At 74.6% G+C, this 16287-nt stretch carries 15 protein-coding genes; 9 read left to right on the forward strand and 6 right to left on the reverse strand.

All coding sequences use genetic code 11. The features are described from left to right. Positions 1–64 precede the first annotated feature (64 nt). On the reverse strand, positions 65–814 hold the full coding sequence (locus tag ACFWBF_RS22295; protein ID WP_385604542.1) for a DUF1838 family protein: 750 nt from the start codon (positions 812–814) through the stop codon (positions 65–67). Positions 815–963: 149 nt separating this feature from the next. Between ACFWBF_RS22295 and ACFWBF_RS22300 the strand changes: the two genes are divergently transcribed. The 3 genes from ACFWBF_RS22300 to ACFWBF_RS22310 all read left to right on the forward strand — a co-directional run bounded on the left by ACFWBF_RS22300 (position 964) and on the right by ACFWBF_RS22310 (position 3388). Next, on the forward strand, positions 964–1962 hold the full coding sequence (locus ACFWBF_RS22300) for a DUF1996 domain-containing protein (RefSeq protein ID WP_385604544.1): 999 nt from the start codon (positions 964–966) through the stop codon (positions 1960–1962). Positions 1963–2072: 110 nt separating this feature from the next. Continuing rightward, complete coding sequence (locus tag ACFWBF_RS22305) at positions 2073–2663, forward strand: sigma-70 family RNA polymerase sigma factor (RefSeq protein WP_385604547.1); 591 nt, start codon at positions 2073–2075, stop codon at positions 2661–2663. Further along, a complete protein-coding gene (locus tag ACFWBF_RS22310) occupies positions 2660–3388 on the forward strand; it encodes an anti-sigma factor family protein (RefSeq protein WP_385604550.1) in 729 nt (242 codons plus the stop codon). The genes ACFWBF_RS22305 and ACFWBF_RS22310 overlap by 4 nt, the downstream gene beginning before the upstream one ends. 423 nt (positions 3389–3811) lie before the next feature. Here ACFWBF_RS22310 and ACFWBF_RS22315 read toward each other — a convergent pair whose 3' ends face one another. After that, positions 3812–4543, reverse strand: coding sequence for a hypothetical protein (locus ACFWBF_RS22315; protein ID WP_385604553.1), 732 nt, complete (start codon positions 4541–4543; stop codon positions 3812–3814). Positions 4544–4710: 167 nt separating this feature from the next. Between ACFWBF_RS22315 and ACFWBF_RS22320 the strand changes: the two genes are divergently transcribed. From ACFWBF_RS22320 to ACFWBF_RS22335, 4 genes are all read left to right on the forward strand, one after another. Beyond that, positions 4711–5676 (forward strand): RimK family alpha-L-glutamate ligase, encoded by a 966-nt coding sequence (locus ACFWBF_RS22320; protein ID WP_385604556.1) that lies wholly within the window; start codon positions 4711–4713, stop codon positions 5674–5676. Beyond that, the gene (locus tag ACFWBF_RS22325) at positions 5673–6461 is read left to right on the forward strand and encodes a RimK family alpha-L-glutamate ligase (RefSeq protein WP_385604559.1); all 789 of its coding nucleotides are present in this window, start codon (positions 5673–5675) and stop codon (positions 6459–6461) included. Before ACFWBF_RS22320 ends, ACFWBF_RS22325 begins: the two co-directional genes overlap by 4 nt. Before the next feature lie 80 nt (positions 6462–6541). After that, positions 6542–7423 (forward strand): DMT family transporter, encoded by an 882-nt coding sequence (locus ACFWBF_RS22330; RefSeq protein ID WP_385604562.1) that lies wholly within the window; start codon positions 6542–6544, stop codon positions 7421–7423. A gap of 177 nt (positions 7424–7600) precedes the next feature. Then, on the forward strand, positions 7601–8635 hold the full coding sequence (locus ACFWBF_RS22335; protein ID WP_385604565.1) for a zinc-dependent alcohol dehydrogenase family protein: 1035 nt from the start codon (positions 7601–7603) through the stop codon (positions 8633–8635). A 68-nt stretch (positions 8636–8703) separates the two neighbouring features. Here ACFWBF_RS22335 and ACFWBF_RS22340 read toward each other — a convergent pair whose 3' ends face one another. After that, positions 8704–9249: an ATP-binding protein gene (locus ACFWBF_RS22340; protein WP_385604568.1), complete on the reverse strand. Its 546-nt coding sequence runs from the start codon at positions 9247–9249 to the stop codon at positions 8704–8706. Between the two features lie 240 nt (positions 9250–9489). Here ACFWBF_RS22340 and ACFWBF_RS22345 point away from each other — a divergent pair, with 240 nt between their 5' ends. Together ACFWBF_RS22345 and ACFWBF_RS22350 are read left to right on the forward strand one after the other, a co-directional pair. Then, positions 9490–10461, forward strand: a complete 972-nt coding sequence (locus ACFWBF_RS22345; RefSeq protein ID WP_385604570.1) for an alpha/beta hydrolase fold domain-containing protein — start codon at positions 9490–9492, stop codon at positions 10459–10461. 117 nt (positions 10462–10578) lie between these two features. Then, positions 10579–11421 (forward strand): phosphatase PAP2 family protein, encoded by an 843-nt coding sequence (locus ACFWBF_RS22350; protein ID WP_385604573.1) that lies wholly within the window; start codon positions 10579–10581, stop codon positions 11419–11421. A gap of 87 nt (positions 11422–11508) precedes the next feature. Here the strand turns inward: ACFWBF_RS22350 and ACFWBF_RS22355 are convergent, their stop codons facing one another. The 3 genes from ACFWBF_RS22355 to ACFWBF_RS22365 all read right to left on the reverse strand — a co-directional run bounded on the left by ACFWBF_RS22355 (position 11509) and on the right by ACFWBF_RS22365 (position 14927). Next, a complete protein-coding gene (locus ACFWBF_RS22355; protein WP_385604576.1) occupies positions 11509–12516 on the reverse strand; it encodes a LacI family DNA-binding transcriptional regulator in 1008 nt (335 codons plus the stop codon). 73 nt (positions 12517–12589) lie between these two features. Further along, on the reverse strand, positions 12590–14200 hold the full coding sequence (locus tag ACFWBF_RS22360) for a carboxylesterase/lipase family protein (RefSeq protein WP_385604579.1): 1611 nt from the start codon (positions 14198–14200) through the stop codon (positions 12590–12592). A 100-nt stretch (positions 14201–14300) separates the two neighbouring features. Beyond that, the gene (locus tag ACFWBF_RS22365; protein ID WP_385604582.1) at positions 14301–14927 is read right to left on the reverse strand and encodes a phosphatase PAP2 family protein; all 627 of its coding nucleotides are present in this window, start codon (positions 14925–14927) and stop codon (positions 14301–14303) included. Positions 14928–16287 lie beyond the last annotated feature (1360 nt).

The following is a 16287-nucleotide window of genomic DNA, read 5'->3' on the forward strand; positions in this document are numbered from 1 at the left end:
TCCGACAACGCGGCGAGGCGCCGTGCCGGGCGCCGCGACGCGGTGAACCTTTCCGATCACAGCACTAGCGGTGCGGCGGGGAGGCGAGTTTGCGGAAGTAGGTCCAGCTCGTCTCGTTCGGCTCGCTCCACTTCTCCGGGGCGTGGGCGAACTCCGGGTGGCGGGCGGCGACGTACGCGCGGGTGCGCTCGGGGACCTCGGCGTACGAGGACAGCTTGCGGCCCCGGCAGTGGAAGGTCAGCCCGCCGGGCCGCCGGCCCTGCGCCATCCAGGGAAGCCACGGGGACATCCGCGTCCACGACATGGTCGACGGGACACTGGGCGCGTCGGTGGTGAGGACGGACGCGGGGGCGAAGAACTGGAACATCTCCAGTGCCCGGTAGGTGTCGTCCGCCGAATTTTCGGGGAAGTCGGCGACCGGCAGCGGCGAGGGGTAGGCGAGCGGGACCTCCAGGCTGAAGCAGACCTGGTCGCCGAGCTCCGTCATGGGGACCGGGAACGGCCGCCACCTCTGGTTGGCCGGGTCGTTCCACACGTGGATGACCGGCTTGTCCTGCCAGGTCTCCAGGATCTCGCGGGTCTGCGGGTCGAGGTAGAACGCGGCTTCCCGGGTGAGGAGCTGGTACGTGCCCGGCGGCTCGTCCGCGGGGGCCAGCAGCCGGGCCACATTGATCCCCTCGAAGCCGAACAGCCGCTGGTAGGGCTCCCCCGGGGCCCAGGAGTACACGTCGCCCGTCCACCAGAAGGTCACCTCGTCGCCGTCGAGCGAGGCACGGGTCCGGGCGAGGGCGTGGAGCAGTTCGGCGGGAGTCATACCGCGTACTCTGCGCGGTCCGTGTCCGCCGCGGCAAGGACCGACATGGCCAACTCGCGGGGCGCCGCGGCGCATTCACGGCGGTCGCGCCGCCCGCTCCGCGGACGCCAGGTTGACGGCTGCGGCGGCCACCGGCAACCGTGATCGGCATGGGGAACGAACACCGACTGCTCACGCTGCTCATCTGCCTGGTCCTGGGCGGCGGACTCACCGCCGCCGTGCTCGGGGCCACGCGGGCAGCGGGTCCGCGGGCGGGCGCGCACTCCGCGCACCCCCCGCCCGGTGACCAGGTGGACATACGCGACGTCCCGCGCGGAGCGGAGGTGGCCCCGGCCGCCGGGCCCGACGCCTCGGCGGGCTCGGTCTCGGTGGACTGCGGCCGGGGCGAGGAGGGGCACTACAACGAGGACAACCTGGTGGTGTCGCCGGGGCTGCGCGCGGGCGCCCACCACACGCACGCGTACGTCGGCAACCTGTCCACGGACGCGATGTCCGACGACGCCTCCCTCGACGCGGCCGCCACGAGCTGCCGGGGCGGCGACCGCTCGACGTACTACTGGCCGGTGCTGCGCCGGCTGGACCGGCCCGGCGCGCGCCCGCACGAGGGCTCGGCGGGGCACGGCAACACGGGCGAGATCCTGCCCGAGACCTCGGTCTCCGTGGAGTTCCGCGGCAACCCGGTGAGCAAGGTGGTGCCGATGCCCCGGTTCCTGCGCGCGATGACCGGCGACGCGGTCGCGTACACGGCGGGCAGCGACGCCGACGTGCGGGCCCGCTGGGGCTGTTCGGGCTTCCCCGACCGGTCCACCACCCGCTACCCGCGCTGCCCCGAGGGCGACCGCGTCACCCGCACGCTCGTCTTCCCCAGCTGCTGGAACGGCCTCGACACCGCCAGTCCCGGGCAGCGCTCGCACCTGCGCTTCCCGGCGGCGAACGGGGTCTGCCCGCAGGGCACCTTCCCGGTGCCCGAGCTGCGCGTCTCCCTCGGCTACGAGGTGCCCCCGGGCGTGCCCGTCGCGCTCGACTCCTTCCCCGAGCAGCGGCACAGCCCGAAGACGGACCACGCGATGTTCGTGAACGTGATGACCGAGGCGCAGATGTCCCGCGTCGTGGACTGCCTCAACCAGGGCCGCGCCTGCCGCACTTGAGCGCCCGCACCGTCGAGGGCCGGCCGCGTGACGCGGGTCACGTGAACCGGGCCGGTCCGCGGCGCGTGTTCCGACCGCACCACGCAAGCGAGGAAGACGGAGAGGGTGAGATGGCCGGACCACTGTGGCCCCGCACTCGGCGGGGCTCGACCGATGAAACACTGATCAGGTCGGTGTACGAGGAGCACGGCCACGCCCTGCTCGCGTACGCCACCCGGCTGACCGGGGACCGGGCCGCCGCCGAGGACGTCGTACAGGAGACCCTGATCAGGGCCTGGCGGCATTCGGAGGTCCTGGTCAACGGGAAGGGCTCGGTGCGCGGCTGGCTGCTGACGGTCGCCCGCAACATCATCACCGACCGGTCCCGGGCCAAGGCCGCCCGGCCGCCGGAGGTTTCCGGTTCGCCGGCCACTCCCCCGGTGGAGGCGGACCACGCCGATTCCGTGGTGGACACGATGGCCGTGCTGGGCGCGCTGGACCAGCTGTCCGCGGAACACCGCGACGTGCTGACGGAGTTGTACTACCGCCAGCACAGCGTCGCCGAGGCCGCGGACAGCCTCGGCATCCCGGCGGGCACCGTGAAATCGCGCTCGCACTACGCGCTCAAGGCGCTGCGCCAGGTCTTCAAGGACGGCGCCGGCGCGAACCGACCGGGCAGGCCGCCCCAGCAGGCCGCCGGAATGCAGGAGGTGGTGGCATGAACGGGCAGCGGCACGAGGAGGAACTGCTCGGCCCGTACGTTCTCGGCGTCCTCGACGACGCGGACGTCCACCGGGTCGAGGAACACGTGGCGGGCTGCGTGCAGTGCCGGGAGGAGGTGACCGCGTTGCGGGAGATGGAGGCCGCGTTGGGCGAGGTGCCCGGGGAGGCGTTCCTCGACGGACCGCCGCCGCAGGGCGGTGATCTGCTGCTCCAGCGCACGCTGCGGCAGATGCGGGGTGAGCTGGCCGGTGCGCGGCGCCGCCGCCGGGGTGTGGCCGGGCTGGCCGCGGTGGCCTCGCTGGCGGCCGTGTTCTGGGCCGGGGCGCAGTGGGGCGGGAGCGACGGCGGCTCGCTGGCCCTGCCCCCGCAGCCGTCCCCGACGGTGTCGGCGCAGCCGACCGCGCCGCCTGCCGGGACCCGGGTGGCCTCGGCCACGGATCCGGACACGGGCGCGCGGATGACCGTACAGGTGACCCCGGCCGCGAAGTGGGTACGGGTGCACGCGGCGGTCGCGGGAGTACCGCCGGGCGAGCGGTGCCGGCTGGTGGTGGTCTCCCGCGACGGCACGCGCACCACCGCGGGCGGCTGGGTCGTGGGCAGCCAGGGGAACGGCGAGTCCAAGGGCGCGGCCCTGGACGGCACCGCGGCGGTCGACCCGGCCAACGTCCAGGCGATCCTCGTGGAGAACGAGGCGGGCCGGCGGTTCGTGTCCGTACCGGTGTAGCCGGGCGAGGGCCGCAACGCGGCGACGCGGCAACGTGACAGGGCCCGGGAGCATGTCCAGCTCCCGGGCCCCTGCTTGCCACCCAATTGCGCACACCGGCGGCTTTTAAGAGTCGCGGATCAGTGTGAGACCGACGTGTTCTGCCTTTGAACTACCGCGCCACGAGAAGAGGCGCAGGAGGGACTTGAACCCCCATCCGTCGATGTTCGTCCACGCTCGGTCGATCCGGTGTTCGGCGGCGAATACTGAGACTGGAGCGAGAATCTGAGTTTTACGGGGCCGCCTCTGCCAGGCTTGGGCCACCCCGGCTCGTAGTGCCGGGGGAGGGATTCGAACCCCCATCTGACACCCCTTGGTCAGCTTCAACATCAGTTTCAGCTTGCGCTCTCGCGCACCCCCGCTCGCACGGGGGCGATCATGGGGCTACCTGAACAGGTAGCCGAACACCGCGTCGCCGACCCGCTGGTCGGTGACCTCGGTGTTGTTGGCCTCCTCGCGGGCGAACTTGACGGCCTGCTGGAGCTTCTCCACGCGGTCGAGCAGTTCGTTGACCCGCCGGGCCGGCAGCGCGCCGGAGAACTTCACGGTCGTCCAGTACCCGACGGCAATGTCCTCGTAATACACCTCGACCTGCGCCGGATGCTTCTCCGTGGCCTCGGCCTTGACGTGGTTGCGCGGCACCTTCTTCGTCCGGATCGTCCGCACCGGCTCCGTCTTCCAGGAGTCCGTGGACGGGTCCAGGTTCCAGGACTCGGAGGCGTCCAGCACCGGCAGCTTGCGCACGAAGGTGTGCATGTCCGTGAGCTGCTTCTCCAGGAAGAGCAGGTACGGCACGGGCACCTGCGCCAGCAGGACCGTCCCGTCCACGACGACGTCCGCGGCGGCGGTGCGGTTCGCCCAGTCCTTCGTCGCGGTCACGTCGAACAGCCGCGTCAGCGTCCCCGCCGTGGCGCGCAGCGCGTCCTCGGCCTTGACCTGCACCCGCGTGGACTCGGGCGGCAGCTGCTCGCCCTCCTCGTCCTTGGGCTGGTACGTCCGCGAGATCCCGGCCAGCAAGGCGGGCTTCTGGACGTCGTGGTGAGCCTGGGTGAGCTCCTGGAGGGACTTGGACTTGACGCCCTTTTCCACTGCGATGATCTGATTCAGCTTCGGCACGCGGTGAACGTAGCAGCCCCCGGATCGGCGCCACATCCGAATTACCGCCGCTTGCCGCCGGGACCATGGACCGCGGACCGATCATCACATTGCGGTCCATGACATCCTGTGACGTCACAACTCGCCGGACGGGATCGGCGGACGACCGGGGAACATGGGGAAGGTCGATGAGGCTCTGCTTCCTGGTGGAGGAGCACTACCGCCACGACGGCATGCCGAACGAGGTGGTCCGACAGCTCCTGGCCTGGGGCCACCGGGTGGATGTGGTGCGCCCCGGCGGTTCACTGCTGCGCATGGCCGAGGTGGTGGATGCGGGCACCCATGACGCCTGGGTGCTCAAGACGGTCTCCGGCGGCCCCGGGCTGGCGCTGCTCGAAGCGGCCGCGGCGGCCGGGATGACCACGGTCAACGACGCGCGCTCGATCCGGGGCGTACGGGACAAGGCGCTGGCCGCCGCCATCGGCCACGGCCGGGGGCTGCCGCTGCCGCCGACCTACGCCGCCGCCCGGCCGGAACTGCTGGCGGAGATCCCCGCCGGCGAGTATCCGCTGGTCGTCAAGCCCGCCGACGGCAGCTCCGGGCGGGGCGTGCACCTGGTGTCCTCGCCGGAGCGGCTGGCGGCGATGCTCCCGGAACTGGCCGGCGAGGGCATGCTGATCGCCCAGCCGTACGTCCCGAACCCGGGCACCGACATCAAGGTGTACGCGGTCGGCGGGGAGCTCTTCGCCACCGAACGCTGCTCCCCGCTGCACCCGGACTCCTCCGTGAAGGAGCGCCGGGTGCCGCTGTCGGCCGAGGTGGCCGCCATCGCCGCGCAAGTGGGGGCGGTGTACGGGCTGGACCTGTACGGGGTGGACGTGCTGCTGGGCCCCGACGGGCCGGTGGTGGTGGACGTGAACGACTTCCCGAGCTTCCGTCAGGTGCCCGACGCGGCGGCGCGGGTGGCCCGGGCGGTGCTCGAACTGGCGCGGACCGGCGGCTCGCGAGGCTCGCGAGACGCGGTCGGCGCGGGAGGCGCCTCGGACGGCACGACTGTCCCGGCCGGGCCGCAGCCCGCGGTACTCCCCCGGCAGCAGGGCCTACCGGGGGGCATCCCGCTCCAGGTCGCGGCGGGGGCGGGGGACGGCGGATGAGGATCGGCCTGATCACCGACAACCCCGGACACCCGCTGCTGTCGGCGGCCGCCGCGCTGCTCACCGCGGAGCACCGGGTGGAGGTGGTGGATCCGGGCGCGCCGGACGGAGCCCAGCGGGCACTGGCCGACGTATACCTTCTGAAGGCACACACCCCGCGGGCGCTGGTCCTCGCGCGGGAGCTGGAACGGCGCGGGGCGCCGGTGGTCAACTCCGCCGCCGCGACCACACTGTGCCAGGACCGGACCGAGATGGCGGAGCTGGCCGGGCGGGCCGGGCTGCCGTTCGCGGCGACCCGTACCTTCGACGCGCTCGCCCCGTGGGCCTCGGGCACCTCGCTCCGCTCCCCCGTGGTCGTCAAGAGCCGGCACAGCCGCCGACAGGACCTGGTCGCCCGCGCCGACGACACCGCGGCGCTGCGGGCCCTGGCGGAGAACTGGCCGGACGAGCCGGTGGTGGTCCAGCGGTTCGCGCCCAACAGCGGCTGGGACCACAAGCTCTGGGCGATCGGGGACCGCGTCTTCGCCGCCCTGCGCCGCTCCGAACTCTCCCCCGAGGGCCGCGGCCCGACCCTCCCCCTCCCACAGCCCCCGCCGGGCTGGGCCGAGCTGACCCTGCGGGTCGGCGAGGTGTTCTCCTTGGACGTCTACGGCGTGGACGTCATCGCCACGGCCGACGGCTCCCCCCTGATCGTCGACGTCAACGCCTTCCCCGGCATCCGCGACCAGCCGGGCGCCCCCGAGACCCTGGCGGAACTGACCCTCGACCGGGCGGCCAAGGCGTAGAACCGTCGGCCGGGACCCGGACGGGGGAACGCGTGGTGTCGCCGCGGCGCGGGGGTGGCGTGCCCGGGGAGGATCGGGGGATGGGCATCGTCGCGCCGGTCCTCCTCGCGCTGTCCGCGGCGCTCAGCAATGCCCTGGCCACCGTGCTCCAGCGGCGGGCCGCTCTCACCGTGCCGCAGAGCGACCGGTTCCGGCCGGGGCTGGTACTGGACCTGATGCGGCGGCCGGTGTGGGTCGCCGGCATCGTGGCCGTGATCGTCGCCGGCGCGGGGCAGGCAGCCGCGCTGGCGACCGGCCCGCTGGCCCTCGTACAGCCACTGTTCGTCCTGGAGCTGCCGCTCGCGCTGCTGATCGCCTCCCTGGCGGTGCGGCAGCCGCTGCCGGCGACGCTGTGGCGGGCGGTGGCGGCCGTGGTGCTCGGCCTCGGCGTGGCGATGGCCGCCGCGTCGCCGTCCGGGAACCGTACGCACGTACCGCTCGACCGGTGGCTGCCGGCGCTGGCCGCCTGCGGGGCCGCGGTGGCGCTGCTGGCCTGGGCCGGGCTGCGGCGGGGGCCGGGCCGCGCCCGGGCCGGCTGCTTCGGCGCGGCCACCGCCGTCTGCTACGCGCTCACCGCCGGCCTGATGAAGTCGGCCGTGTTCGTCCTCACCGACGACGGGCTCGGGGCGTTCCTGACCGCCTGGCAGACGTACGCCTTCGCCGCAACGGGCATCTGCGCGCTGCTGATGCTCGAACACGCCATGCAGGGCGGCCCGCTGGTCGCCTCGCAGCCCGCGCTCACGCTGGGCGACGCGACGGTCAGCGTGGCGCTGGGCGTGCTGCTGTACGAGGAGGACCTGCGCACGGGCTGGTGGCTCCTGCCCCAACTGCTGGGCGTGGCCCTGATCTGCGCCGGGGTCCTGGCCATGGCCCGGATCCCGCCCGCCGAACAGGGGGCGGGGCCTGATGGACCGGCGACATGAAGAGCCTGCCGCACCGCCTCTTCCGGGCACTCGAACGTTTCACCGCCGCGCACCCGTGGGACCACAACGCCCACCACCGCCGGTGGATCCTGCGCCGGCTCCCCCGGAGCGTCGAGCGGGCACTGGACGTAGGCTGCGGCACACGCGGCGGGAGCTGGCGAGCGGAAGGTGGACGGCGTGCGCGCGGTGGTCTTCGAACGGTACGGAGAGCGGGCCGAGGTCCGGGAGGTGCCGGAACCACGTCCGGGCCCCGGCGGGGTCGTGGTGCGGGTCGAGGCGACGGGGCTGTGCCGCAGCGACTGGCACGGCTGGATGGGACACGACCCGGACATCGTGCTGCCGCACGTCCCCGGGCACGAACTGGCCGGCGTGGTCGAGGCGGTGGGCTCCGGGGTCGTCAACTGGCGGCCCGGGGACCGGGTCACCGTACCGTTCGTCTGCGCCTGCGGCACCTGCGCCGACTGCGCGGCCGGGCAGCACCAGGTGTGCGCCCGGCAGACGCAGCCCGGATTCACGCACTGGGGGTCCTTCGCCGAGTACGTGCCCCTGGAGCACGCCGACGTGAACCTGGTGGCGGTGCCCGATGAGCTCTCGTACGCGACGGCGGCCGGGCTCGGCTGCCGCTTCGCGACGGCCTTCCGAGCCGTGGTCGCACAGGGGCGGGCGGCGCCGGGCGAGTGGGTCTGCGTGTACGGCTGCGGCGGGGTGGGACTGTCCGCCGTGATGATCGCGGTGGCGGCCGGGGCCCGCGTGATCGCCGTCGACACGGCGCCCGCGGCGCTGGACCTGGCCCGGAAGTTCGGCGCGGCGCACTGCGTGGACGGCGCCGGGCAGGATCCGGCCGCCGTCGTACGGGAGTTGACCGGCGGGGGCGCGCAGTTGTCGCTCGACGCACTGGGTTCGCCGGGGACGGCGGCGGCTTCGGTCGCCGGGCTGCGCAGGCGCGGCCGGCACGTACAGGTCGGGCTGCTGCCGGCGGCGGGCGGGGCGACCGTGCTGCCCATGGAACGGGTCATCGGCTGGGAGCTGGAGATCCTCGGCAGCCACGGGATGGCGGCGCACGCCTACCCGCCGATGATGGAGCTGGTCCGGTCGGGAGCACTGCGCCCGGACCTGCTGGTCACCGCCACGATCCCCCTGGAAGCGGCGCCGGCGGCCCTCGCCGCGATGGGCACGACCCCGGGCGGCGGGGTCACGATCATCCGCCCCTGAGTCCGGTCCGCCGGCGCCGACCGGGTCCGCCACGGGACAGCGGCGGGACAGCGACGGGGCCGCGGCGGTCAGGCCGCGGGGACGCGCACCCGGACGGCGGTGCCGAACCGGTCGGCCGTGACGGTCAGCCGGCCGCCCGCCTCGGCCGCGAGCAGTTGCACGATCAGCAGCCCGCGGCCGTGCTCGTCGTCCGGGTCGACCTCGGCGGCGGGATCGGGCAGCCGCGGCAGCCCGGGGGCCCGGTCGGCCACCTCCAGTTGCAGCCAGCCGCCGCCGAGGCGGGCGCTGACGCGCATCCGGCCCGGGGCGGCGGCGGCGTGCAGGACGACGTTCGCGACGAGCTCGCTGACGGCCAGCAGCAGGACGTCCGCGGTGTCGGCGGCGACCTCCCAGCCCTCCAGCAGGGCGCGGACACGGGCCCTCAGCAGCGGGACCGTGGCCGCGGTGGGCTCGGCGGTCCACCGCGCGAAGCCCCGGGGCGGGGCCTCGGCGGCCGGGGCCGGCGTCACGACAGGGCCGACACGGCCGACAGGGCTGACAGGGCCGACCGGGTCGACCGCGCCGGTCAGGGCGGCCATCGGGGACGCGGGGTGGGTGACGGCGGTGGTGTACATGGCGTGCTCCCAGAGGGGGGAGGGGCGACGCGCCGCCTGTTGTCTCGAGTAACTGGCCCGGAAGTCTGCCTGCATATGGGCTTGTGGTCAGCGGAAATGCGTCGCTAGAGTTGTGATTACACGTGTAACACGTTAAGTCTCCCCCGGTGCCCGCGCAAGCATTTCGGACAAACGTTACGAAGCCTGGGCCCGCACCGGACCCGCCGGCCACCGCGGCCGCGCCGAATCGGAAGGGCCGCAATGACGCAATCTCCTCCCACCACGCCCGGCATCCCCGGGCTCCCCGACCTGGCCGACATGACCTGGCCGCCCCCGCCCTACCGGCCCCCCGTACCGGCCGTGACGGACGAGCACGGGCTGCGCCGCTTCGACGGCATCACCTACGCCACCACGCCCGGCTACCGCCCCCGGCTGCTCGACGTACGGCTGCCCGCCGGCGAGGGCCCCTTCCCGGCGGTCGTCTGGATCCACGGCGGCGGCTGGCTGGAGGGCGACCGCCGCTACCCGCCGCCGACCGTGCCCGTGGAACTGCTGCACGGCACCGTCCTGGCCGCCGGGCTCGCGCTCGTCTCCATCGACTACCGGCACAGCCTCGAAGCCCCCTTCCCCGCCCAGCTGCACGACGTGAAGGCCGCGATCCGCTACGTCCGCGCGCACGCCGGCGACCTCGGCATCGACCCGGACCGCATCGGCGCCTGGGGCGAGTCGGCCGGCGGCCACCTCGCCGCGCTCGCGGGTGTCGTAGGGCCGGGCACGGCGGGCGCCGCGTGGCTGGAGGGCACGCAGGGCGTGGGCTCCGGCGAGAGCGGCGTGCAGGCCGTCGTGGACTGGTACGGCGTCTCCGACCTGGTCGCCCTGGCCGACCACCCCATGCCCGCGATGCCCTCCGAGGTCGAGTTCCCCGACCCGTACGAGGCCCTGCTCGGCGGCACGGAGGCGGAGCGGCCCTCGCTGGCCCGGGCCGCGAGCCCGGTCACGTACGCCGGGGCTCCGGGACTGCCGCCGTTCCTGCTGATCCACGGCACGCACGACGGGCTGGTCCCGTACAGCCAGAGCGAACTCCTCGCCGAGGCGCTGGCGGGCGCCGGGGGCGAGGTCACGCTGCGCCCCGTCGACGGGGCCGACCACATATTCCTCGGCTCCCCCGACATCGTGCGGATCGTCGGGGAGAGCGTCGAGTTCCTCGCCCGCCGCCTGGGCGCGAAGGCCTGACCCGGCGGTCCGTCGGTCCTGTTCCACCGTGGGGGCCGGCCCGGCCGCGCCCCCACGGGTACGTCGATCACCACGAGCCGCGTCCGCCCCGACGGGCGCGGTCCCCGAGAGGCACTCATGTCCAGGAACCCCGTCACCTCCCCCGGCCGGCCCGGCGCCGCAGCCCCCGCCCCGGCGCCCGTCCCCGCCCCGGCGCCCACACCGTCCGGGCGGAGGAGCCCCGGCACGCTCGTACTCGGGCTGCTGCTCCTCGCGGGCGCCGGGCTGTCGGCCCTCCTCGTCCGGCCGGACGCCGCGCACCCGCCCTTCCAAGGCATCGACGACCGCTGGCTGTCGTGGACGGGCGGTCCGCACGACGGGCTCCCCGCCGCGGTGGCGTCGGCCCTGAACTGGTTCGGCGCTCCCCCCGGGGCCGTCGTACCGCTCGCTCTTCTCGTGCTCCTGCTCGTACGCGGGCGCCGGGTGTCGGCGGGCTTCCTGCTCGGCGCGTACCTGGTCGGCAACATGCTCGTCGTCCAGGGGCTCAAGCACCTGGTGGACCGGCCGCGCCCGGAGAATCCGCTGGTCCGGGTGGACCACGGCTCCTTCCCGTCCGGCCACGCGGCCGGGGCGGCGTTGCTGGTCGTGATCGTCGGCGCGCTGCTGGTGCCGGTCGCCCGCCGGCCGGCTTGGTGGGCGGGGGGCGCGGTCTTCACGCTGGCCATGATGTGGAGCCGTACGTGGCTGCATGCGCACTGGCTCAGCGACACCGCCGCCGGGGCGGCCGCGGGGGCGGGGGCCGGGCTGCTGACGTGGTGGCTCTTCGGCCCCGCGCTGGCCCGGGAAGCGGAACGGGGCCGAGGACGGGGGCGGGGACGAGGGCACGGCCCGGGAAGCCGGCGGGAACGGCACCGGATGCCCGGGGCGGGCCGCGACCGTCGGGGGGCGGCCGCGGACACGCCGGAGCCCGCGCGGCACTGACCGGCGGCGGGGCGCCTGAGCTGAGGGGCGGGCGGCGGTTTCCCCCGGCCCCTCAGGACGGGCCGGGGGCGGGTTTGCCCCGGCCCCTCAGGACGTACCGCGGTGGACCAGGACCGCCTCGGTGGGCCGGACCGGTTCCGTGGTGCCGGTCTCGACCAGCTCGTGCAGGGCCCGTGCGATCTGCGCGGCCGCCGGCAGATCCAGCCGGACCGTGGTGAGCGGGGGCTGTTGCAGTGCGGACAGGATCAGATCGTCACAGCCCACGAGGGCCACGTCGTCCGGTACGTCGATGCCCTCGGCCCGCAGCGCGTACTGCAGGAGGGCGGCGTACTCGTCGTTGTAGGCGAAGACCGAGTCCAGACCCAGGCTCGGCCAGCGCCGGGCGAGGGCCGCCGCGGACTCCCGGGTGTAGCCGAGTTCCACCGGCGTGACCGTGGCCATGTGCCGCGCGGCGACCGACTCGGCGCCGGCGAGGCGGGGTTCGGCGAGCGTGGCGAGGCCGCGCTCCTGCGGCATGACCACGCCGATCCTGGTCCGGCCGCGGGCGATGAGGTGCTCGGCCGCGGTCGCGCCGATGCGGGCGTGGTCGAAGCCGATGGTGTGGACGTCCGGTACGGGGCGGGCGCTGAAGGCCAGCAGTGCGCGTACGCCGGCGCGGCGCAGGAGTTCGGCGGCCTGGGCGGTGAAGTGGTCGCCGTCCAGGGCGATGACGGCCGCCGGGCGCAGTTCGGCCCAGGCGCGGGCGGCGTCGAGCGGGTCGGCGAAGCGGCCCGCGTGGAGGACCGCCGTGTAGCCGAGGCGGTCCAGTTCGGTGTTCAGGTCGTCCACCCAGTCGCTGGCGAGGCGGCCGAACGCGGAGATCGAGGCGGGCATCAGGACGAGGTTGCTGCGGCCGGCGCGCAGGGAGCGGGCGGCGGCGTGCGGGACGTAGCCGAGCTGCGCGGCGGCGTCGAGCACCCGGGCGCGGGTGGCGGCGCTGACGCGGTGGCCCTGGGTGTCGTTGAGCACGAAGGAGACGGTGGCGCGTGACACCCCCGCCAGCCGAGCCACGTCGGCGCTGGTGATCGTCGCGGGGGTGTGTGTCTGCCTGGGCATGTGGTCCTCGTCTCCCTGCGGCCGACCGACGCCTTTCCACCCAGGTTACACGAGTTAGATCACCGGAACCGGATCACTCCTGGTCAGCCGCGCCGCCCGCCCCGGCCCCCTGGGCGCCCGCCCGGCCGGCCGAGTCGTGCAGCCGGCGCGAGGGTCCGGCGAGATCACCGAGAGCCGCGACGACGGAGTCGAAGCGCATGGTGGTGCGGGTGTCCTTCTCGTACGGGTCCCACTGCGGCATCGCGGGGTGGTTGGGGTCGCCGGTGCGGACGAAGGCGATCCACGCCTCGTGCATGGTGTGCGCGAGGCCGTCGCGGGTCGCGGGGGCGAGGCCGGCAAGGAAGGGGGCGTGCGACCACCGGTCGAAGTTCGCGAAGACGAAGGGCAGTTCCAGGCAGTGCGCGGCGCCGAGCCGGCCGCCCAGGGCAGGGGTGGGGAGATCGAACTGGTAGGCCCAGACGGGGCGGCCCGACTCCGCCCGCCGCTCCGCGAGCCGGACGGCCGGGACCCGGAACAGCTCGTCCGTGATCAGGTCCATGAGCACGTCGGCCGGACGCGCACCGGGCCGGGCGCGCTCGTACGCGGCGTACACCGCGGGGGCGGCTTCGCCGCCGAAGGTGTCCGCGATCCGGTCGGTCACCTGCTCCCGGGTGGCGGCGGCGTGGCCCGGGTCCAGGGCGAAGCCGAAGTTGGCTTCCTCCCGCGTCCAGCCGATCATCACGTCGATGTCGGCCGCGGCGCCGTGCAGCAGGGATTCCACCGGGTGGCGGGCGACGGCCGCGCCGTCGATCACGGGCAGGAAGGGCGTCGGCCAGTAGCCCCAGCGCGTCGTCAGCGCGAAGAGCCCGCCGGTGGCGCCGATCAGTGCGGGCCAGGGCAGGGCGCGGAGCTCCTCGACGGTCTTGGCGCCGGCGATTTCCAGGTAGGCGTCGGTACGCTCCCGGCAGCCCTCGGGGTCGGGGAGGTCCAGGCCGAAGGGCGGGCTCTGCAGGATCACGCGGCGCATCAGCCCCCGGGCCTGCGGGTGGCCCGCGAGGGCCGCGGTGGACATGGCGCCGCCGGACTGGCCTGCGACGGTGACGGCGTCCGGGTCTCCGCCGAAGGCGGCGATGTTCTCCCGTACCCAGCGCAGGGCGGCGAGCTGGTCGGTGAGCCAGTGGTTGCAGCCCCCGTCCTCGGCGTCGAGCCCGAGGTAACCGAGGGACCCGATGCGGTAGTTGACGCTCACCACGACGAGGTCTCCGTCGCGCGCGAAGGTCTCGCCGGAGTAGTTCGGCAGGGATCCGGAACCCGAGACGAAACCGCCGCCGTGGATCCAGACGAGCACGGGGCGGGGGGCCGCGTCGGGTGCGGGGGCCTCGGGCGTCGTAGGGGCCGCGGGGGCCGCGGGGGTCCACACGTTGAGGGTCAGGCAGTCCTCGTCGAACGGCGGTGACCCGTGTCCGCCGAGGACGGGGTCGCCGCCCTCCATGTACATCTGCGGCGCACTGGGGCCGTCGGCGGTGGCATCGCGCGTACCGCTCCAGCCGGGGTGCGGCTGCGCGGGTCGCCAGCGGAGCTCGCCGACCGGAGGCAGGGCGTACGGGACGGCCCGGAACACGGCGACCCCGTTCTCGATCGCACCGCGCAGCCGGCCTGCGGGCAGGTCCACCACCTCGGGGTCCGGGCCTGGGATGTGAGCCATGCGCAAATCCTTCCTGGGCGGCGCGTCGGACGCACGCCGACCCGGTCGAGACTATGGCGGAAATTGTACGACCGTCAATGATTCGCGATAACTGTTGGGCTCAGAGCCACAGACTGTTCGAGGCGGCGCGTTCCGCCTCGGCCTCCAGCAGGCGAGCGAACAGCCGCCACAGCAGCAGGCAGGTGCCGATGCCCGCGAGGGCCCCGGCGAGGGTGTCGCTGAGCCACTGGGCGTGCAGCCAGGTACGGCTCCACATCATGGCGAGCACGTACGCACCCCCGGGCAGCCACCACCAGCGGCGGGCGCGCGGCGGGAAGAGCACCACCGCGGCGGCGATCACCAGGGTGACGGCGCTGAAGACCTGCCCCGAGGGGAACGAACCGTCGTTGACCAGGACCCACGGATGCGGCGGACGGGGGCGGTCGACGAGTCGCTTGAGGGGCAGGACCAGCAGGATGTTGGCGCCGATGGCGGCCGAGAAGACGAACAGGGCCGACCGCCAGCGCCCGTAGACACAGAGGCAGCCGATCAGCGCGAGCGGCAGCACCGTGCCGAGGGGGCCGCCGAGCCGGTCGAGCAGCGTGGCGAAGGTGGCGGCGGCCCCGCGCGGCGAACCGATCACCCAGGCGGCCCAGCGGTCGTCAACCCCCTGGAAGAACGGGGCTCCCCCGCCGGACAGCAGCAACCCGGTCACCAACGAGCCGAGCAGCAGAGCGGATCCGGACACGACGGCATGCCGAGGCGGCGCCGCCGGAACGTAATGCCGGGGCGGCGGCGCGGCGAAGGGAGAGGAGTACATGGCAGACCTTTCACGAAGGCTCCCCGGCACTGGGGACGCGCGGGGAACGCGAAGCGGAGGAATCGGGACGGGGACGGTGGACGCGGAGCGGCAGCGCAGCCCCGCGACCCGGAACGGCCGCCGCGGGACGGGGCCAGGGGCGCCAGGGGCGCCGCAACCGGGACGGTGGCGCGGGGAGGGGACAAGGGACGCGGGGTTGGGAGCGGGCGACACGGATACGGGCCGCGGGGAGTGCGCGGCACGAGTAACGCGGAGCAGCAGGACTCGCAGGCAGCGGAGCGGGCGCGTGGGACGGGGACAGGGGAGGCCGGAAGGGGACCGGGACCGGGGCAGGAGACGCCAGACGCAGAACAAGGGGCCGGGAGCGTGAGCGGGGCAGCTAACGCAGGACGGGGACAAGGGACCGGGCAGGGATGGGGAACCGGAGGGCGGCTCCCCTCCGCGCAGCGGGGCGGCCGGTCGGCGGGGAGGACGCCCCCCTCCGCGCGGCAGGGCGGCCGGTCGGCGCCGGCGAGCCCTGGAGCCCGCGCCGACCGCCCGCCACGCCGGGCCCCGGGTTCCGAGACACGCGACCCTGCGAGCGACCGAATCCGGTGCGGAGCCGTATGGCTCCGCAGGTTGGGATACCGCCCGACTCCGGAACCGCCGGCCCCGAATCCGCGGGGTACGCGGCAAGGCCGTGATTCCGGGACCGCCGGCACCCAAGCCGCGGGGTGGGCGGCCGGCCGTGGCTCCGGGACCTCCGACACCCAAACCGCAGGGTGCGCGGCAAGGCCGTGACCCCGGAGCCGCGGCACCCAAACCGCGGGGTACGCGGCAGAGCCGTGGCTCCGGGACCGCCGACACCGAAGCCGCAGGGTGCGCGGCAAGGCCGTGACTCCGGGACCGCCAGCACCCAAACCGCGGGGTGCGCGGCCGGGCCGTGGCGCTCGGAGCAGGGCCGCCACACTGCGGACCGTCGGGCAACGCGCCAGCCGTACGGCAGCGCCCGCGGCACGACCCTCCCGGCGGTAGCCGGGGGAACGCCGCGCCGCACAGCCCCGCCGCACAGCCCCGCCGCAGAGCGGGGCCGCACAGCGGGGGCCCGGCCCTGCGGCAAAGCGGCGCCGACGGCACGCACCTCCCGGCGATGGCCGGGCCAAGGCCAGGGCCAGGGCCAGGCCGTACGAGCCGCGCCGGGACACCTCACTCGGCGCCCCGGACAGGGGCCGAGCCGGCGGGACGGAGTATTGCGGAACCGTGACCGCCGCCACAAGGGCAAGAGGGTTTCGAGACGGGATTGCCCAGG

Origin of the sequence: Streptomyces sp. NPDC060028 (assembly GCF_042736725.1) — a bacterium.
GTDB lineage: Bacteria > Actinomycetota > Actinomycetes > Streptomycetales > Streptomycetaceae > Streptomyces.